A 20,017-nucleotide genomic window follows, 5' to 3' on the forward strand; every position below is an offset into this window, starting at 1 on the left:
ATCTAGCTCAGCTGGCCAACGGGTTGCCCAGAGAGGCCGCTTGATTAGCAATGCACACCCCTCCCCTGCTCCTATTTATTTAAATTCGGCATTCAAAGCAGCTAGAAGGGAGGCCGTTTTGTAATCTTCCTCTGGAAAGATAATCCCCTTGAAAAAGAAAGCGGCCCCGCTTTCGATCAAGATATCTTAATCCGGCCTTATTTGCGGAATTAATCCTAGCGATAGAGGCTATCCAAGAGTACAAAAGGATCTATTAGAGACTATGCATACGATAGAAAAGATTGGTGGGACTTCAATGACGGATTATGAATCTGTCAGGGATAATATTATTAAGGGAAGCCCAGGTGATCTCTACAATCGAGTGTTTGTGGTTTCTGCTTATGGCGGCATAACTGATTTATTGCTGGAGCACAAAAAAAGCGGCCAGCCTGGTATCTACGGATTGTTTTCTAGCGGCATAGAAGATGACAGCTGGCTGGATAAATTTGATGAACTGCGCTTAAAGCTACGCGAGATAAACGAGCGCCTATTTGGCGATAGTGAGCTGCTCACTGAAGCCAACCTATTCCTGGATGAGCGCCTGCAAGGTGCGCAAAAATGCTTGCGCGACTTACAAAGCCTTTGTCAACACGGCCATTTTGCACTGGATGCCCACCTGGGCACCGTAAGAGAGATGCTCGCCAGTCTAGGGGAGGCTCACAGCGCCTGGAACACCTCTAAACTCTTACAGCGGGATGGCGTTAACGCTTGCTTTGTCGACTTGACCGGCTGGCGTACCAGTAAACATATATCCCTGGATGAGCGTATTCGCGACGCCTTTGCAAGTATCGACTTGGGTAAACAGCTGCCTATTGTCACCGGCTACGCGCACAGCGATAAGGGTCTGCTGATCTCTTTTGACCGAGGGTATAGTGAGATGACCTTTAGCCGCCTTGCGGTATTAACCGGCGCCAAAGAAGCGGTCATCCACAAGGAATTCCACTTGAGCAGCGCCGATCCGCGCTTAGTTGGCCCCGACAATGCCGTTCCCATTGGTCGAACCAACTACGATGTGGCCGATCAGCTGGCCAATCTGGGGATGGAAGCGATTCACCCAAAAGCAGCCAAAGGTCTTCGTCAGGAGAACATTCCCCTGCGGGTAAAAAACACCTTTGAGCCCGAACATGCCGGAACCTTGATTACGGGTGACTACGTCAGTGACTCCCCCTGCGTGGAAATTATCGCCGGTTGTAAGGGGGTCTACGCGCTGGAGATGTTCGACCAAGATATGGCCGGAAGCCTTCCGGATTACGATCGCGAAGTGCTGGCAGTGATCAAAAGGTATAAGGCCCATATCATATCCAAAGATACCAATGCCAATACGCTGACTCATTTCCTTTCCACTAACCTGAAAACCATAAAGCGCATACAGTCCGCCATTGAGGAGCTCTTTCCAGAGGCAGAGCTCAATCAGCGCAAAGTAGCGATTGTTTCCGCAATAGGCAGTGATATGCAGATTCCTGGGGTCCTGGCCAAGGCGGTTCAGTCGATCTCCAGCAAAGACATCAGCGTACTGGCTGTACACCAATCAATGCGGCATGTAGACATGCAGTTTATTGTCAATGAATCCGACTATGACATGGCGGTGAGAGCACTGCACGAAGGATTGGTTGAGGTTCACGATCATGGAACCGCGATATGCCTCGCCTCCTAGCAGTTATTTTTTCAGTGGTTCTGTTCGCCTCTTTCGCAGTATTTGCCCAAGAGGCGAATGATAAAAAAAACAATGACACGAACAAAAACAACAATATTGAGCAAGAAGTAGAGGCCCTGAGTGAGGCCATGTATACCCCTTTTATAGAGCGGTATATCCTGGATGAGCTCAAGCAATTGCGTATTGACCAGGCGCAAACCAAGCAGGATCTGATCCAACAGATCGTAGATCGTGAGCACAACTCGGTGGATCGGGCGGTAACTTACGCGACCGATACCGTTACTTACTTCTTCTACCTGATTGCCGGTGCCACCTCGATTTTAGTTCTGGTGGGATGGCGATCATTTCAGGATATTAAGGAGCGTGTGCACTCTCTTGCCGATGAGGAAATTTCCCGCTTGGTGCAGGAATATGAAAAGCGTCTTGAAGTGATTGAGAATCAACTTCAGCAAAAGACCCAGCATATTGAGGAAAACCGCGAGGAAATCGAGCTAACCCAGGAGGTTCAGTCCCTCTGGCTGCGCGCGCAGCAGGAATCATCTGTAGCCAATAAGATCGCTGTCTACGATGAGATTTTGCAGCTGCGCCGAGAGGATGTGGAGGCGCTCACCTATAAGGCTGATGCCGTTCTGGAGCTCAACGAACCCCAGTGGGCCATCAATCTTTGCCATCAAGCGCTGAGTATTGACCATGACAATGGCCATGCTTTTTATCAATTGGCCTGCGCACATACCACCATGGGGCAGTTCGATGAGGCCTTGCGTTATCTGGCAGAGGCCATCATCAGGAGTGAAAGCTATCGCGAAGAAACTCTCAATGATAGCGCCCTAAAACCCCTGGTCGAAAGTGAGGTTTTTGCAGAGCTCGACAAGATTGTCGCCATGAAAAGCCACGATCACGAAAAGAACGCTTAAAACGGTATTTGTGAAAAGCATCGTCAAATCTAAAAAATGATAACGAGATAGGGTCTGCAGGTGATCTACGCATTTATTGGCTTTCTACTGTTATTTACCCTGGTGGGTATCTCCTCCGCACTGTTTAGCCGCGGTACCAAGGCCGATTACTACCTTGCCAGTGCCGGCATCCCACCCTGGCTGGTTGGCTTGTCTGCGGTGGCAACCAATAACAGCGGTTATATGTTTATCGGGGTGATCGGGTACACCTATGTCAGCGGGCTGGCATCTATCTGGCTGATGCTAGGCTGGATTGCTGGTGACTTTATCGCCTCTCTCTATGTGCATAGACGCCTGAGCTGCGCAACCAATGCCAGTGGCGAGGTCAGTTATGCCGGGGTGCTCAGTAATTGGTATGGGCAAAATCACTCTACTCTTCAGCGCCTTATCGGGGTTATTTCCCTGTTGTTTTTATTAGTCTACGCCTCTGCTCAAATGATTGCCGGCAGTAAAGCGTTGCATGTACTTTTGGATTGGCCACTTTGGTCCGGCGCTGTCGCTGGGGCGGTGCTGATTTGCCTCTACTGTTTTGCCGGTGGTATTCGCGCATCTATCTGGACAGACGCCGCACAATCCATAGTGATGATTGGCGCTATGGGCATCCTATTGGCGGTCGCCCTGGCCGACCTGGGTGGGATCTCCAGCACACTTGAGCAAATGAGGGGCGTCGAAGGATTTATGGACTGGTTCCCACAGGAGCTTGTCCTGCCCGGCTGGGCGGGTGTTGCCGTTTTCGTCGTGAGCTGGCTCTTTGCTGGATTTTCCGTTATCGGTCAGCCCCATGTCATGGTGCGCTTTATGACACTCAGCAACCCCAGCAAAATGCACCAGGCAAGAGCTTGGTACTATCTATGGTTTGTGCTCTTTTACTGTATGGCGACCGGAGTTGGCTTGCTGTCCAGGATATATATTGCGGATGCTGGCAGTTTTGATGCGGAGCTTGCCCTACCCACGATGGCCATAGAGTTGCTCCCTCCTATTCTCGTCGGTCTGATACTGGCTGGGATCTTTGCTGCGACTATGTCCACAGCAGACTCCCTACTACTAAGTTGTTCGGCGGCTATTACTCACGACATACTGCCCAAAAAGACTGAAAAGACCTGGCTACTGAAGGTCGCTACAGTGTGCATCACGGGCGCAGCGCTTTTGATGGCCTTAACCAACAATCAAAGTGTTTTCAGCCTGGTAATTTTCTCTTGGTCCGGCCTTGCCAGTGCATTTGGGCCATTGTTATTGGTGTTGTGCCTGGGCTGGAAGCCTTCACAGGCTACCAGCATCCTGGCGGTGCTCGTTGGCTTTTCCTCTGCAATAGGTTGGCGAGCCCTTGGGCTTCACGGTGCTGTCTACGAGGGGTTGCCTGGAATTATGGCGGGACTATCAGTGTTCTATTTGGCTCGCCAGTTCTTCCAGCCCGTTAAGCTTCCGTGTGCGAACCCGGCTGAAGGTAGTCGCTAAGCCGAAGGTCATTTTGATCACTTTTCCCTCATGGCCCCGGGGAGCTTTTCTGGGGCCTGCTTTTTCCAGCCCCTTCCTGGCCCCTATTTTTACCGCGGATAGCCCTCTCCTTAAGTGAGAGCCCAATCAAGTGACTGCCAGGTATTTTGATAGAGTTCGAATGAGATATTTGGTCTTAATTGATCAGATTTTAACGTATGACTTTCTTGTAGCTCCTCTATTTTCGGGAAAATCAATCTCGTTTTTTATCCCTCTCAGTGGTGCATCGAATACGAACAATTAGAGTTCAAACTAATAATATGTTACATTTTGCGTCATATACCCTACTACTTATGTATTAGGCATGGGCTTTCGTCCTGAACCTGTCGTCTGGTTTCGAAACGGTAAGCCCTATTTGCAATGATGAATTGCAGCGATGACCAGCGGTCCAAAAAAATGGCTAGCAAGTCTACCTACCCTGCTCTATCGCTTGAAAAACAACCTATTGACCCTCTGTTAAAGCAGTATGGAGAAACAACAGATGTCATTGGAAAAAGAACAAAGTTTTGTTGATGGCCGCTACCTGGCGAATGAAAGCGGTGATTGTTTTGACGTATTCAACCCCGCAACCAATGAAGTCAGCTATCAAGTAGAAGTCGCCGATGACAAGGTGCTAAAAGAAACCATTGAGAGCGCCAAGCGTGGCTTCGCTCAGTGGTCAGCGATGGCACCCATCGAGCGCAGTCGTATCCTGCTGAAAGCGGTGGCCATTCTGCGCGAGCGCAACGATGAGCTGGCAGCTATCGAAGTGGCTGATACCGGCAAGCCCTGGCAAGAGGCGAGTGTTGTCGATGTGGTGACCGGAGCCGATTCCATCGAGTTCTTCGCAGGCGTAGTCGCAGGCATCGAAGGTAATCAGCAGCAGGTCGGTGAAGACTTCTACTACACTCGCCGCGAGCCCCTGGGTATCTGTGCCGGCATCGGCGCCTGGAACTACCCTTTGCAGATCGCCTGCTGGAAAGCCGCCCCGGCTCTGGCCTGCGGTAACGCCATGATCTTCAAACCCTCCGAGGAGACCCCCAAAGGCGCTTTGAAGCTGGCGGAAATCTTTATTGAAGCGGGCATGCCTCCTGGTGTTTTCAACGTAATCCAGGGCGATGGCTCCGTGGGTGCCTGGCTGACCAACCACCCGGATATTGCCAAAGTCTCTTTTACTGGTGAGGTAGGTACCGGTAAAAAAGTAATGGCTGCAGCAGCTTCCAACCTAAAAGAGGTAACCATGGAGCTGGGCGGTAAGTCCCCACTGGTTATCTTTGAAGATGCCGACCTGGAGCAGGCAATTTCGGCCGCAATGCTCGGTAACTTCTACACCCAGGGAGAGATCTGCACCAACGGCACCCGGGTATTTGTACACCGCAGCATTCACGATCAGTTCCTCGCTCGCCTGAAAGAGCGTGTCGAAAAAAATATTGTTGCCGGCGACCCCATGAACCCGGACACCAACTTTGGTGCGCTGATCTCTGCCAAGCACCAGCAGCTGGTGCTGGATTACATCAATAAAGGGAAAGAAGAAGGTGCGACCCTGCTCTGCGGTGGCCATACCCTCTCCCCAGAGAATTCGCCTAACGGCTACTTTGTCGCACCCACCGTATTCACCGACTGTCATGACGATATGACCATCTGCCGCGAAGAGATTTTCGGCCCGGTAATGTCGGTATTGGTGTTTGACGATGAAGATGAAGTCATTCGTCGCGCAAACGACACCCGCCTGGGCCTCGCCGCTGGCGTTTTTACTCGCGATATCACCCGCGCCCACCGTGTAATTCACCAGCTGCAAGCAGGCATTTGTTGGATTAACGCTTATGGCGCTTCCCCGGCAGAAATGCCCGTGGGCGGATATAAATTATCTGGCATCGGCCGCGAAAATGGACTTGCGACCCTCAATCACTACACCCAGCTGAAAGCGGTGTATGTGGGTCTGGCACCACTGGGAAGTCCATTTTAAGCGGTATTCTGCATGAGTGAGTTTGATTACATTATCGTTGGCGCCGGCTCTGCCGGCTGCGTTCTGGCCAACCGACTGTCTACCCAGGAGGATAAAAAAGTCCTTCTGATCGAAACTGGCGGTAGCGATCGCAGCATCTTTATCCAAATGCCCACCGCGCTGTCTATCCCCATGAATACCAAAAAATACGCTTGGCAGTTTATAACTGAACCCGAGCCGTATTTGGATAACCGCAGTATGCACTGTCCTAGGGGCAAGGTGCTCGGAGGTTCTTCCTCCATTAACGGTATGGTTTACGTGCGTGGCCACGCAAAGGACTTTGATGAATGGGCCGAGCACGGTGCAGAAGGTTGGGATTACGCCCACTGCCTACCCTATTTCAAACGTTCTGAAACTTGGGCTTTTGGAGGCGATGAATACCGGGGCGATGAAGGTCCACTTGGGGTCAATAATGGCAACGAGATGGCAAACCCTTTGTACCGCGCCTTTATCGAAGCCGGTAAAGAGGCCGGTTACGATTACACCGCTGACTACAATGGCGAGCAGCAAGAAGGCTTCGGCCCCATGCATATGACGGTAAAAGATGGAAAGCGCTGGTCTACCGCCAATGCCTACCTGAAACCGGCCATGCAGCGCCCCAATCTGACCGTATTGACCCATGCCACCGTGCATAAGGTACTACTGGAAGGTAAACGGGCAGTGGGTGTGAAAGTTGAACGAAAAGGTAAAATCCAGGAGTTTAAGGCGCGGCAGGAAGTGATCCTGAGCGCAGGCCCCATCGGCTCCCCTCACCTTCTCCAGCTCTCCGGTATCGGAGATTCCGACACACTGGCAGAAGCCGGTATTGAACTTAAACACGAACTTCCCGGCGTTGGCCAAAACCTGCAAGACCACTTGGAGTTCTATTTCCAGTTCCGCTGCAACCAGCCAATTTCTTTGAATGGCAAGCTGGATCTCTGGAATAAATTCCTTATTGGCTCACGCTGGATACTGAAGAAAGATGGCCTGGGTGCAACCAACCACTTCGAGTCCTGCGGTTTTATTCGCTCCAAGGAAAATGTCGAGTGGCCGGACCTGCAATACCACTTCCTGCCAGCAGCCATGCGCTACGACGGTCGCGAGGCTTTCGATGGCCACGGCTTCCAGGTACATATCGGCCACAACAAGCCGAAGAGTCGTGGCAGGGTCAAAGTGGTGAGCAGTGACCCCAAGCAATCTCCTTCAATCCTGTTTAACTATTTACAGGAGAAAGAAGATATCGAAGGGTTCCGCGCTTGCGTGCGTTTGACCCGTGAGATTATCAATCAACCAGCTTTTGATGAATTCCGCGGGGATGAAATCCAGCCCGGTACTGATATCCAGACTGATGAACAAATTGATGCTTTCGTGCGGGAGTCCGTCGAAAGCGCCTACCACCCATCCTGTTCCTGCAAGATGGGCACCGATTCAATGGCAGTGGTAGACCCGCAAACCCGTGTGCACGGTTTGCAGGGCTTGAGAGTTGTGGACTCTTCCATCTTCCCGACCATTCCGAACGGCAACCTGAATGCGCCCACCATTATGGTGGCGGAACGGGCTGCTGACCTGATTTTAGGGTGCACCGTATTGGCACCCTCCGAGGCATCGGTAGCCCTGGCGGCTACCAGCACGCAGCGACCTGGCCGCCCTGTGCGGACAGCAAGCTAATCACCACCGGCGTCCTGTCAAGATTTGACTATCCCCTTCATTGTGGCGGGGATACTCAAATCTCGCACAGTTTAGCCTTCTGGAGGCGCCGGTATACCAATAACATAGCTGGAGACACAGCATGACGTTATGGCTTTCTGCGGGAATATTGTTTACTTTTACAGCAATAATCTTTGCTTTAATTCGCTGGGGAAACGTGAAGTTGGTTGGGGTTACACCTGTCCACACTTTCACTTTCATCGCTATTCTTTTCACTTCGGGCCTGGATGTTGGCCTGATCATGTTCCCACTAACCGAATTTGCCGGTTACGCGGATCTGGCCAACAGCCCGGAATACGGCTTCACCAACCCACTCGCTATTGAGTTTGGTTTTTGGGCCTTTTTAATCTGGGGCTTTTACTTTCTCACCTGCTTCTACTTTTGCGTCATTGAGCCCAAAGTGAAGTTCTTTGAGATTGGCCTGGTTAAGCTGATTAACAATGTGGTAATTATCGGCACCTGCGCATTTACCGCTTACCTGCTGCTTAGCAACCTGCCCTGGTATCTGCCCCAAATTGGCGATGGTGAAACCATTGTGGGCAGCTTCTATCTGATCGTATTTGCGGTAATCGCGGCTGCGGTTTATTCCTCCACCAGTTTGCGCTATGTGCGGCTTCTTAGCCTGGCCAGTACCTGGCTTTTCATCGGCCTGATCGCCCTGATGTGGGTTGGTGCTTTTACCGGCGAGAATGGCAACGTTGGTGACTTTACCTCAACCTTTGCCCTACTTGGCGGTTACTTTGGCAACATCCACCAGTTCGTACTGCCTCTGAATGACTACCACGAGTTCTACCTGTTCTGGTGGTTTGCCTGGAGCATCATGATCGGCCAGTTCACCTCCCGCTTTGTGGGCGGCCTGCGCACTTATCAGGTACTTGCTGCGATGCTGATCTTCCCGTCGATCCCCATCGCTCTGTGGTTCACGGTTCTCTACTACTACTCCAGCCAAGGCCTGGATACCAGTGGCTTCTATAATCTGGCTATGGTGGTAGTGGGTATCACCTTTGTGATCAACTCGCTGGACTCCCTAATTCGCCTGTATACCGACAACCTGGGTATGACGGTAGCCCGCCTCGGCAAGATGAAATACATCATTTTGAACCTGGTGGCTTTAAGTCTACTGACTCTGCTGTTCAAACTGGACTTCCTGCAAATCCAGTGGATCGGCGCTCTGGTAATCGGCATCTTCTTCTGCTGCCTCGGCTACATCCTGGTTAAACGTTACCGGGCGGTTGCCGCAATCGACTCCTCACCGAAAGAAAACCTGATTGATTTCAGAAAAATCGAGATGGCCAACTAAGAATTCTCAAGTGAGACAACCTGCCCGTTATACGGGCAGGGATAACGAATAATTTAAGGGGACAATACTATGAAATTGAAATTATCTGCCCTGGCTTGCGCCTCAATGCTGGCCCTTTCACAACAGACTTTTGCAGACCTTTCTTCAACTGTAAATCTGACCACCGACTACACCTTTAATGGTGTTAGTCAGACCAAAAGCGACCCGGCCCTGCAGGCTAGCCTGGACTACGGCTTCGATAATGGTTGGTACATCGGCTCCTGGGCTTCCAATGTGGATTTTGTAGGTGATGACGTCAATCTCGAGCTAGATTTCTACGCTGGCAAATTCTTACAACTAAATGACAAGGTGAGTCTGGATACTGGTATTGCTTACTACACCTATCATGGTGATGAGGATGTATCTAGGGATTATGACTATCCAGAAGCTTATACCAAGCTGGGTTATAGCTCCGACCTGGGCGAGTCAGAAGTGAATGGCTGGTACAGCTGGGACTACTTTGGAACTGGCGGCAACCACTACATTATGATGCTGGCTCACACTTTTGAATTTGCAGAGGGACATAACGTTCGTTTCAGTGTTGACCGCTCTACTTCTACAAATTTGGAAAACTGGGTTTGGGGTAATAATAAAAAATCCTACAACCACTACCGTGTAGAATACATGACTTCTCTAAACGGTTTTGATTTCAATATTGCTGCTGAGAACACTACTATCGATTCGAAGGATACCGACGAGCGTATCGTCTTCTCTGTTGCTCGCACATTTAACCTGTAAAGCTTGAATAGTGTGCCGAGGCCTATTATGGGCCTCGGTATTTCTTACTCTACTCCTAGTTATCGTCCTTTCCCAGGCTACCCCCCTTCCCTATCCCAGCCAGTTTCTGCGAAAAATTCCACCACTATTTACTCTCATTCCGGTTTTCCTTTTTTTCATCCCACGGGTCTTTTACCGGTAGCCCCTCCAGAACGATTTCTTTTTCCATTAGCGTCGAATGTGATCGCAAATCATGACGAGCAATTTTAACGATAGAGAAACAGAGCAATAGTGCGACTAACAATAAGGGGGCACCCGTAATAATACTCGCCGCCAGCAGTGCCTCGAATCCTCCAAGTATCATCAAGGCAACTGGCAACACTGCCAGAGCAAAAGCCCAAAAGATACGATTCCAACGCAGTGGCTCAACATCGACTTCTTTCTGTACAACTGCAGCAAGGATGTAGGATATATAATCAAATGTGATGGCTGTAAACAGCAGCGCCGCCAATGTGTATACCAGTACCACCAATTGACTTGCAGGCAGGGTTTTTAATATCGCGAAGATTGTCGCATTTGCTCCCTGATCATTGAGGGTTTCCACCAGGTCCAGCTCTCCAGAAAAATGCAGATAAACACCATAGTTGCCGAGCACCATATAAAACAAAAAGCATCCAAGGGTTCCGTATATTATGGAGCCAACGATCATTTCTCTGATTGTCCTGCCTCTGGAAATCCGAGCGATAAAAAGCCCGATGCTCGGTGCAAACACTAACCACCAAGCCCAGTAGAATACAGTCCACTGCTGGGGGAAACGATAACCTGGAGATTGCTCGAAGTGTGAAAAGGAATCGGTCCAGGTGGCCATTTGCAAGAAGCTGTGAAGCATTCTTCCCAGAATCTCCATACCATTATCGATAATAAATAAGGTTGGGCCAGCAAGGAAAACAAAAACTAACAACGACAGTGCAAGCCACATTGTGAAGTTGGAAAACGCACTGATCCCACGCCTTAAACCAACAAAGGCACTGTAACCAAACAATAATGCACAGAGTATAAGAACCGCTATTTGTGTCTTAAGTCCTATGGGGAGGCCCAACAACTCATGGAAACCTTGAGTGATCAATGGCGCGGCAATACCTAACCTGGTGGCAACTCCTCCCAACATGCCTAACACCAGAGAGATATCGATCAGTTTGCCTATGGCACCATTAGCTCTTCTCTGCCCTAGCACGGGCGCAAGCGCTTGACTGAACTTCAGTACATTGCGCTTCCTCACATAATAGTAATAAGCGATAGGTAATGCGGGGATTAGATAAATGGACCAAGCCAAAGGGCCCCAATGAAATATGCCATAGGTAACCCCCCAGCGAGCAGCCTCTGTTGTATTCGCCTCAACGAGAAATGGTGGCTCTTGGTAATAGTAAATCCACTCTACAAATGACCAATACAAGATAGAGGCTCCAATACCGGAGCACAGCAGCATGGCAACCCAAGGAATTGTTGTAAACTCTGGAGTCTCCTCTTTACCTCCTAGTTTTATACGGCCTATATCACTAAAGGCGATATAAGCCATGAAAAGAATCGATCCAATTCCCAGTAAGAGATAGAGAATACCAAAACGGTTCGTAAGAAAATCTTTTGCTGACATTATCCATAGAGAGCCAAGATCAGGAAATAAGATCAAAGGCACTGTCGTTATTAGCAACAACAGAAGTGCGCCGCAAAAAGTGGGCTTATCGATAAGGCCTTTTGTAGACTGACTCAATAAATGTCTCCACCCCAATGGAGTTTTAAAACAAATAACAAGCGTAGTCACTTAGAATGCTGTTTTTAAACAAAGACCTGACATCTTAGCCTCTCTTAGAGGGGTAAGTTACGCCAAACTCTTTGAGAGATACTTCAATCAATTCGTTAAACGCCAATCAACGATATTGAACGTCATATACCCCCTCCCCCCAAGGTATTCCGTAAATATCTACCACAATTCAATATATCCAAATTGATGGATACACATATCCTACCCAAATAAACACCGTTAAATGGGAGGAAGCCTTCATCGAACTGAGGCTGGGGAAGCATGTTCTATTTCTATATCATTGTGTTCGCTACTTTTGGCCTGTTTGCCAGTGCCAAAGACCCCTTAAGCCATATCACGGAAAAGGATTTCCGACCTGAATCTGAAGCGGGCATCTATGACATTTCTGAAGAAGAATGTGCCTTGATGATTTATCGAAAAATAATCATTAAGGAGTCACCTATCGGCTGTGAAAGGCTAAAGAAAGTAGTCTTCGAGTTTTACCCATTAACAGATGAGCAGCCTGGTGGAGCAGGAAGTGAAAACAAAAGAGCCTTAATAGTTCTTGATGTTGTAGCCGACAGTGTCCTTGCCCTATTCGATGAGCTATATCGAAGACAATTTCCAATAAAATCTGCAATACCCATTGAGTTCTTTAGTATGCAAGAGCGAAAAACAGAGGATATGAACAACTCTCTTGCATTTGACTCCCGACCAATCACGGGTGAAAGTCAATGGTCCGAGCACGCCTATGGCGTTGCCATTGATATTAACCCATTACAAAACCCCTACCTCTATATAGACCAGTCATCGAAAGCAATAGTGGTACCGAAAGATGCCAAGGAAGGTTACTTAAACCGAGCGAAGTATCGGGTGGGAAAGCCTGTGCGTGTCGGGATGTCTGAGGATGTAACCACCGTGTTTGCCAAACACGGGTTTGCCGTTTGGGGCGGGGATTGGAATATACCTATTGATTATATGCACTTCCAAGTGGGCTCTCGCCAATTTATTGAGCGCCTCGTTGCCTTACCTATAAAGGAGGCAGGCGAGTTATTTCGCCGCTATGTGAAACAGCTTAATCAATGTTTCCAGAAGAAAGAACCTACCGATAACGTTGCACTTCTGAGGAAAACCTGTGTAGAGCTAGTTTCGAGAACAGACTGAGACAAAACTGCTAGAATTGGAATGGTCCTCCGGCAAGCAATATTGGCACAAAAAAACTTGACCCAAGGCCCAGAACGCGTATACTGCCCCCCACAGCCAAAAAGTAAGTTACCCTTGTTTACACTCTCCATTACGTCGCATCTCTGTAGTACTTCGTCCTGTAGATTATTAAATCCAAGTCTGTCTTTTTGCTATTCTTGCCTTCTGAAGGCTTATTCTTTTTTATTTACAGGATATTATTATGTCTAAAACAAGCACCGGCACAGTTAAGTGGTTCAACGAAGAAAAAGGCTTCGGCTTTATCGAGCAAAAGTCTGGCCCAGATGTCTTTGCGCACTATAGCTCAATTGCCAGCGCAGGCTTTAAAACTTTGGCCGAAGGTCAGACTGTTGAGTTCGAAGTGACTCAAGGTAAAAAGGGCCCTCAGGCAGAGAACATTATTTGTATCTAAGCCGCTAGATTACTTTGCAGTTGCACAGCACTGCTAAGTAATTTTGTGATTCGTAGGTTGAGATAATAAATAGTTATATCTCAACCTCGATAACAAGTATTCGAGCAATTCGCACACCCTCCTATTTTAAGTCCTCGATTTCTATTGAGTGACGCCCGCCATTTTACCTTGCTGAGTTAAATCTGATCTGCACCAACACATCATTTAAGCCTTTACTAAAAGCAAAGAACGTTATTGGCGGTTTTCTGAGAAAAACTATGAATACAGCCATATTAACGGCACCCACCTCCCCAGACTCCTCTAAATACAGAAATCCCACCTCCGAACACACACTAATTATAAGCTTGCTGGAAAAAAGCCATAATGGGCTTCACCATGAAGAGCTAGCAAGAGCATTGCATCTAGCCTGTAAAGAACAGAAGAAAGCCTTAAATCGGCGCCTACGTGTAATGGAGCGCGACGGGCAACTCACTTTCAGCAAGCAAAAAGGTTATGGCTTGGTCAGAGCAGATGACGTGGTCAGCGGCATTGTAATCGGTCACCCCGACGGCTTTGGTTTTTTATCCTGTGATGATGTCGAAAATGACTTGTACCTTTCTAAAACCGAAATGTTCACTGTATTTGATGGTGATCGGGCTCAAGCCCGCATAAGTGGTATTGACCATCGTGGCCGACAACAAGGCACCATTATCAAAGTACTTGAGCGCAATACTACTCACGTGATTGGGCGCTTGCAGGTTGAAAATCAGGAGTATTACATAAAACCCGAAAACAGCCGCATCGCTCATGATATTGATGTGGATAGTGATCGGTTGATGGGGGCGAAAGCCGGCCAATATGTGTCCGTAGAGATCATTCACCCCCCCTGTCGTAGTTACAGTGCCTTCGGGCGGGTGACAGAGTTACTTGGCGATGCCGCGGCTCCAGGCATGGAAATCGAGGTGACGATTCGAAGCCACGATATTCCGAATCACTGGCCCCAACAGGCCGCCAAGGCTGCGCAATCTATGGGGAGTAAGGTCACAGAAGCCGATAAACTCAACCGCACAGACCTGAGATCACTGCCCTTCGTTACCATTGATGGTGAAGATGCGCGTGATTTTGATGATGCTGTCTATTGCGAAAAATCCAAAAACGGTGGCTGGCGATTATTTGTAGCCATCGCAGATGTGTCCCATTATGTTCACCCCGGCAGCGCACTGGATCAGGAAGCAAAAAAGCGTGGCACCTCCGTATACTTTCCCGGTCATGTCGTCCCCATGCTGCCAGAAACCCTTTCCAACGGATTATGCTCACTGAATCCTCATGTTGACCGGCTGGTTATGGTCTGCGAGATGACACTAAACGCCTCGGGCAAAATGACGGATTATAAGTTCTCGGAAGGAGTGATTCACTCGCATGCAAGGCTCACTTACAATCAGGTAAATGCATTATTAACCTCTTCTCACTCCAAGCCTTACCAAATGGCATCCGACCAGCATGCTGCAATAACGCCACGTATTTGCGAACTTTATAATCTTTACGCAGTACTGAGGAAAGCTCGGGACAAACGCGGCTCAATGGATTTCGACAAGCAAGAAGTACAATTTCAGTTCACGAAAGATCGCAAGCTTGACCGAATAATACCAGCCATACGCAATGATGCTCACAGGATGATCGAAGAGTTTATGTTGTGTGCAAATGTGGCTACGGCAAGGTTTCTAGATAAACTCAAAATGCCGGCACTATATAGAGTACATGTCGGCCCAAGGGATAAAAAGCTGGCTAGTCTGCGCGACTTTCTTGGGAATAAAGGGCTCAAACTGGCAGGAGGGAGCAAACCTTCACCCGTCCATTATAATCGCTTACTCAAAAGTATTGACCAGCGTGTCGATGCCGACATTATCCAAACGATGATGCTGCGCTCTCTTAGTCAAGCTGAATACAGCATTGAGAATCAAGGTCATTTTGGCCTGGCCTACCCCGCTTACGCGCACTTTACCTCACCAATTCGCCGCTATCCTGACTTGCTAGTACATCGCGCGATTCGCTCGGTGATCCACCAGGCAAAAAGTAAAAGTCCGTTACGCCGAGCCCTGAACTTTGTAAGCCGTGTTGGCAGAACCATGGGGCGGCGTAACATGAAAACAGAAGTCCTTGATTCAGCCAAAAGCTACCCTTATGACAATAACATCATGCAGGATTTAGCCGTGCATTGCTCGATGGCCTCCCGGCGCGCCGACAAGGCAAACTGGGAAGTTGAGGCCTGGTTGAAGTGTGAGTATATGCAAAATTTTGTCGGCGACACCTTTCATGGAGTCATCAGCAGCGTCACCCACTTCGGCCTATTTATAGAGCTTGAAGATACCCAAGTTGAGGGGTTGGTTCATATCTCTGCCTTGAAGGATGATTTTTATCACTTTGACGCCGTCAGCCAGAAACTTTGCGGCGAACGCAGTAATAACAGCTACGGCCTTGGCGACTCTATTTATATTCGCGTGGCAAGAGTCAATATGGAGCGACGAAAGATTGAGTTTGAGCTGGCAACCCAGCCAACAACTCAGAAGAAGTCCAAGGTGAATTGATCACAACAGAGCACCTTATATTTTAGGTGCTCTGTAGCAGCCAGCTTAACCTATCTGGCTATAAGCGAGATGGGTGGCTTCCCGGATCACCTTCTATATGAGGCTTGTCATTGTGCGACACCCCATGAGGCGGTTGAGCTGGTAGCTCCCAATCACCCTCCTTGCTCCAAGGGTCATCCTTAGGGAAATCCTCAATGTAGATTTCTTTCTCTTCGTAATTGGGTTGGAAGCGCAAATCATAGTGAGCGGCCTTAACAATAGAAATACACAGCAGCACCGCCACTATCAGCAGCGGGACGCCACCAATAACACTGGCAGTTTGCAAGGTATCCAATCCACCGAGGAACATTAGGGTTACGGGCATTATGGACAGAGCAAATGCCCAGAATACCCGATTCCAGCGCACCGGCTCTTCATCCACTTCTTTCTGCACCACCGCGGCAAGAATGTAGGAAATGGAATCAAACGTGGTAGCCGTAAAGATCAAGGCAAGAACTGTATAAACCAGTATCACCAGTTTGCTAGCCGGCAGGGTCTGCAAAACGGCAAAAATCGCCGCGGTGGCTCCCTCTTGGTTGAGCACCTGAACCACATCCAGCTCACCAGAAAACTGCAGGTAAACGCCGTAGTTCCCAAGCACCATAAAAAACAGGAAACAGCCAAGAGTGCCAAAGAATATGGAACCCACCACCATGGCTTTAATGGTCCTACCCCGAGATATCCTCGCAATAAACAACCCAACACTTGGGGCGAAAACCAACCACCAAGCCCAGTAGAAGATGGTCCAATCTTGTGGGAAATGGGTATCGGGAAACTGCTCAAATTGCGCGAAGGGCTCTGTCCAGGAAGCCATATGAAAGATGTTATCCAGCACCCGGCCCAGTGCATCCAGACCAGTATTCAGCATGAATAGCGTTGGCCCAACGAGAAACACAAATAAAAGGAGCACTACAGATAGCCACATATTGACATTGGAAAGTGCACGAATGCCATTCTTAAGGCCAACGAAAGCACTGTAGCCAAAGATAAGTGTGCAAATCATCAACACGATTACTTGAGTGCTTAACCCCTTGGATACTCCGAGCAGCTCATGGGCACCTTCGGTAATCAAAGGTGCAGCAATACCTAGGGTGGTGGCCCCTCCTCCCAGCATGCCAAATATGAAGAGAACATCAACCAGCTTGCCGATACCGCCCTTCGCACGCTCCTCGCCAAGCACCGGCATCAGTGCTTCACTAATTTTCAGTACACTGTGGTTTCTGACATAGTAGAAGTAGGCAATCGGTAAGGCGGGGATCAAGTAAATTGACCAGGCCAGCGGCCCCCAGTGGAAAATACCATAGGCGACCGCCCAGCGAGCCGCATCGGGAGTACCGCCCTCAATCTGGAACGGTGGCGTTTGATAGTAGTAAATCCACTCAACCATCGACCAATAGAGGATAGAGGCTCCAATGCCAGAGCAAAACAGCATAGATGCCCAGGACATCGTTGAAAACTCCGGGTCTTCTTCCGGAGTGCCGAGCTTTATCTGGCCAATATCGCTAAATACGATATAGACCATAAAGAGTATCGCCCCTACCCCTAGCAGCAGATAAAAGGCTCCCAGCTTGTCAGTAACAAAGTCCTTTGCCAGCCTTACCCATGCTGCACCCACATCGGGGAAAATAATCAGCGGCACCGTTACCAGCAATAGCAGTACCAATGACCCGAAGAAAGTCGGCTTGTCGATAATCTCTCTGAAACTCTTAGTCAATGCACTCCTCCAAAGTAACTAAAACCGACAAAATAAAAGTGGGCGCGGTGTCACATAGGACATCAAGACAAGTGAGAGAGCGGGGAAACTTTTATAGAGGCGGAATACGACAGATAATGTATTTCTTATAGTGGTGTCGAATTTTAACAGGACGGCGTTTTATTTCAACGTGGGGAACCGACAAGGTAATTGCGAAGGCCATCGCGTATGTCAAGCTGTATAGAGCAGATAATCTATTTAATGGTCAACAAACTATAATGTTGTTTGGCATGGACTTGAAAGGCAGATTAAGAGTATTAAAGGGTACACTCACCGCTTACCTTGAATGTGGTGACACTATAAGCTTAGTCAAGCAGCATCTTGGAAAGATATATAGAAGAGATATATAAAGGTAGCCGTATTTATGGCTTCTCATTACTGGAAGTCTTTTTATCGTTTACAGAGTCGCCGGGCGCCCCCCAATCCCCCTCCTCACTCCAGGGGTCATCTTCAGGCAAGTCCTCTATATAGATTTCCTTTTCTTCATAGTTGGGCTGGTAACGTAAATCGTACTGTGCTGCCTTAACGATCGACATGCAAAGCAATACCGCCACAAACAACAAGGGGACACCACCTATAATACTTGCCGTTTGCAATGCCTCCAGCCCACCGAGGAATAGTAAAGTGATGGGCATTACAGATAGTGCAAATGCCCAGAAAAGCCGGTTCCAGCGAGCGGGCTCTCCAACTATTTCTTTTTGCACAACAGCAGCCAAAATATAGGATATAGAATCAAATGTTGTGGCCGTAAAAATTATCGCAAGTAGAGTAAAAGTGAATATCACCAGCTTGCTAAGCGGTAGTGTTTTTAAGATGGCGAATATAGTTGCCGTTACGCCTTGCTGGTTAAGTGATTGCACAACATCTAACTCACCAGAAAACTGCAAGTAGACACCATAGTTGCCCAGAATCAAGAAAAATAGAAAACACCCCAAAGTACCATAAAATATTGCACCGACAACCATTGCTTTTATTGTTCTTCCCCGGGATATACGGGCAATAAACAAACCTACACTTGGCGCAAACACCAGCCACCAGGCCCAGTAAAAGATAGTCCAGTCTTGAGGAACATAGGTTTGCGGGAACTCCTTAAAGCGGCCAAAAGGCTCCATCCAAGTAGCCATATGAAGAATATCGTTTAGCATTCTACCCAGAGAATCCAATCCCGCACTCAACATAAATAATGTTGGACCCACAATAAATACAAAGGCCAACAAAAGAATAGAAAGCCACATATTGAGATTAGAGAGTGTTTGTATTCCCTTTTTCAATCCAGCATACACGCTACAGCCAAAAATCGAGGTACAGAGCATCAAAATAAAAATTTGTGTAGTGATACCTGTAGGGACACCAAGTAGTTCATGGGCACCTTCTGAGATTAAAGGTGCGGCAATGCCCAGTGTCGTAGCCCCACCGCCCAACATGCCAAATACAAAACACACATCTATTAGTTTACCGATGGATCCTTTGGCTCTTTGTTCGCCCAGAATGGGCATAAGAGCCTCACTAATCTTTAATACATTGCGATGCCTTACATAATAAAAATAGGCGATAGGAAGAGCTGGAATAAGATAAATAGACCAGGCAATTGGGCCCCAGTGAAATATTCCATAGGCCATTGCCCAACGTGCAGCTTCTGGCGTATTTCCCTTTACCTCAAAGGGTGGGGTTTGGTAATAATAAATCCACTCCACCATAGACCAATATAAAATGGAAGCTCCAATTCCGGTGCAGAAAAGCATTGAAGCCCAGGAGAGCGTACTGAACTCCGGTTCTTCCTCAGGTTTTCCAAGTTTGATTTGACCTATATCGCTAAAAATGATGTAGGTCATAAAAAGCAATGCCCCAACCCCTAGCAACAGATAAAACACTCCCAGATCATCCGTTACAAAGTTCTTTGCGTTCAGCACCCATTTGGTACCAAGCTTCGGATAAATAATGAGCGGTAGAGTAACCATCAGAAGCAAGCTAAGTGCACCAAAAAAAGTCGGCTTGTCGATGATCTGCTTAAAGTTCCCTGCCAATACTTCTCTCCGGGATACTCAAAAAGCTATAGAGGCTGGTTGTAGGTGAGCCTACTTTGCGCGCTAGGCTAAAAGCGAGTGACTAAAGTAGCTGAAATTGATCAGATACTGACTGGCCTGCCAGTAAGTTTAGCTGCCTATCTTTTAGGCAGCCATTGCTGGTTAGATTGCTTGCGTAGTGGATTCCGTGTGCTATCGCTGCTTGCCAATTGTTGGCAAATAGCTACGATGCGTGAGCTCTACTTGCGGCTCCATAGGCTGCAACAGTAAAGTCGCCGAGTTTAGCAGGCCTATCAGGAAAGCATGAGAGCTCATATCAGTCATTCAAACGGAGCCTCACCGAGAAGTATAGCGAACC

General features: G+C 48.4%; 13 protein-coding genes. 10 read left to right on the top strand and 3 right to left on the bottom strand.

Features of this window, described 5'->3' with window-relative positions; all coding sequences use genetic code 11:
• Positions 1 to 262: 262 nt before the first annotated feature.
• From FIU95_RS09750 to FIU95_RS09780, 7 genes are all read left to right on the top strand, one after another.
• Positions 263 to 1,693 (top strand): aspartate kinase, encoded by a 1,431-nt coding sequence (locus FIU95_RS09750; RefSeq protein WP_152453591.1) that lies wholly within the window; start codon positions 263 to 265, stop codon positions 1,691 to 1,693.
• Entirely contained in the window at positions 1,678 to 2,607 is a 930-nt protein-coding gene (locus FIU95_RS09755; protein ID WP_152453592.1) for a hypothetical protein, read from the top strand. The genes FIU95_RS09750 and FIU95_RS09755 overlap by 16 nt, the downstream gene beginning before the upstream one ends.
• A gap of 60 nt (positions 2,608 to 2,667) precedes the next feature.
• On the top strand, positions 2,668 to 4,101 hold the full coding sequence (locus tag FIU95_RS09760; protein WP_152453593.1) for a sodium/proline symporter: 1,434 nt from the start codon (positions 2,668 to 2,670) through the stop codon (positions 4,099 to 4,101).
• Positions 4,102 to 4,621: 520 nt separating this feature from the next.
• The gene (gene betB, locus FIU95_RS09765; RefSeq protein WP_152453594.1) at positions 4,622 to 6,085 is read left to right on the top strand and encodes a betaine-aldehyde dehydrogenase; all 1,464 of its coding nucleotides are present in this window, start codon (positions 4,622 to 4,624) and stop codon (positions 6,083 to 6,085) included.
• Positions 6,086 to 6,097: 12 nt separating this feature from the next.
• Positions 6,098 to 7,771: a choline dehydrogenase gene (betA, locus tag FIU95_RS09770; protein WP_152453595.1), complete on the top strand. Its 1,674-nt coding sequence runs from the start codon at positions 6,098 to 6,100 to the stop codon at positions 7,769 to 7,771.
• Between the two features lie 121 nt (positions 7,772 to 7,892).
• A complete protein-coding gene (locus FIU95_RS09775) occupies positions 7,893 to 9,110 on the top strand; it encodes a BCCT family transporter (protein WP_152453596.1) in 1,218 nt (405 codons plus the stop codon).
• A gap of 69 nt (positions 9,111 to 9,179) precedes the next feature.
• Positions 9,180 to 9,887, top strand: a complete 708-nt coding sequence (locus FIU95_RS09780) for a TorF family putative porin (RefSeq protein ID WP_152453597.1) — start codon at positions 9,180 to 9,182, stop codon at positions 9,885 to 9,887.
• Between the two features lie 124 nt (positions 9,888 to 10,011).
• Here FIU95_RS09780 and FIU95_RS09785 read toward each other — a convergent pair whose 3' ends face one another.
• Positions 10,012 to 11,634 carry a BCCT family transporter gene (locus FIU95_RS09785; protein WP_152453598.1) on the bottom strand — a complete coding sequence of 541 codons (1,623 nt, stop codon included), beginning with the start codon at positions 11,632 to 11,634 and terminating at the stop codon, positions 10,012 to 10,014.
• Between the two features lie 312 nt (positions 11,635 to 11,946).
• Between FIU95_RS09785 and FIU95_RS09790 the strand changes: the two genes are divergently transcribed.
• The 3 genes from FIU95_RS09790 to rnr all read left to right on the top strand — a co-directional run bounded on the left by FIU95_RS09790 (position 11,947) and on the right by rnr (position 15,843).
• On the top strand, positions 11,947 to 12,828 hold the full coding sequence (locus FIU95_RS09790; protein WP_152453599.1) for a M15 family metallopeptidase: 882 nt from the start codon (positions 11,947 to 11,949) through the stop codon (positions 12,826 to 12,828).
• Between the two features lie 241 nt (positions 12,829 to 13,069).
• A complete protein-coding gene (locus FIU95_RS09795) occupies positions 13,070 to 13,279 on the top strand; it encodes a cold-shock protein (RefSeq protein WP_152453600.1) in 210 nt (69 codons plus the stop codon).
• A 257-nt stretch (positions 13,280 to 13,536) separates the two neighbouring features.
• Entirely contained in the window at positions 13,537 to 15,843 is a 2,307-nt protein-coding gene (gene rnr, locus FIU95_RS09800; RefSeq protein WP_152453601.1) for a ribonuclease R, read from the top strand.
• A 58-nt stretch (positions 15,844 to 15,901) separates the two neighbouring features.
• Here the strand turns inward: rnr and FIU95_RS09805 are convergent, their stop codons facing one another.
• Both FIU95_RS09805 and FIU95_RS09810 read right to left on the bottom strand, forming a co-directional pair.
• Entirely contained in the window at positions 15,902 to 17,596 is a 1,695-nt protein-coding gene (locus FIU95_RS09805; RefSeq protein ID WP_152453602.1) for a BCCT family transporter, read from the bottom strand.
• Positions 17,597 to 17,997: 401 nt separating this feature from the next.
• The gene (locus FIU95_RS09810) at positions 17,998 to 19,659 is read right to left on the bottom strand and encodes a BCCT family transporter (protein ID WP_152453603.1); all 1,662 of its coding nucleotides are present in this window, start codon (positions 19,657 to 19,659) and stop codon (positions 17,998 to 18,000) included.
• Between the last annotated feature and the right edge of the window lie 358 nt (positions 19,660 to 20,017).

The sequence above is a fragment of the Microbulbifer sp. THAF38 genome (assembly GCF_009363535.1).
Lineage (GTDB): Bacteria > Pseudomonadota > Gammaproteobacteria > Pseudomonadales > Cellvibrionaceae > Microbulbifer.

Coding starts and splice junctions, on each gene's coding strand:
- FIU95_RS09750 (WP_152453591.1), top strand. CDS start 263: ATGCATACGATAGAAAAGATTGGTGGGACTTCAATGACGGATTATGAA.
- FIU95_RS09755 (WP_152453592.1), top strand. CDS start 1,678: ATGCCTCGCCTCCTAGCAGTTATTTTTTCAGTGGTTCTGTTCGCCTCT.
- betB (WP_152453594.1), top strand. CDS start 4,622: ATGTCATTGGAAAAAGAACAAAGTTTTGTTGATGGCCGCTACCTGGCG.
- betA (WP_152453595.1), top strand. CDS start 6,098: ATGAGTGAGTTTGATTACATTATCGTTGGCGCCGGCTCTGCCGGCTGC.
- FIU95_RS09775 (WP_152453596.1), top strand. CDS start 7,893: ATGACGTTATGGCTTTCTGCGGGAATATTGTTTACTTTTACAGCAATA.
- FIU95_RS09780 (WP_152453597.1), top strand. CDS start 9,180: ATGAAATTGAAATTATCTGCCCTGGCTTGCGCCTCAATGCTGGCCCTT.
- FIU95_RS09790 (WP_152453599.1), top strand. CDS start 11,947: ATGTTCTATTTCTATATCATTGTGTTCGCTACTTTTGGCCTGTTTGCC.
- FIU95_RS09795 (WP_152453600.1), top strand. CDS start 13,070: ATGTCTAAAACAAGCACCGGCACAGTTAAGTGGTTCAACGAAGAAAAA.
- rnr (WP_152453601.1), top strand. CDS start 13,537: ATGAATACAGCCATATTAACGGCACCCACCTCCCCAGACTCCTCTAAA.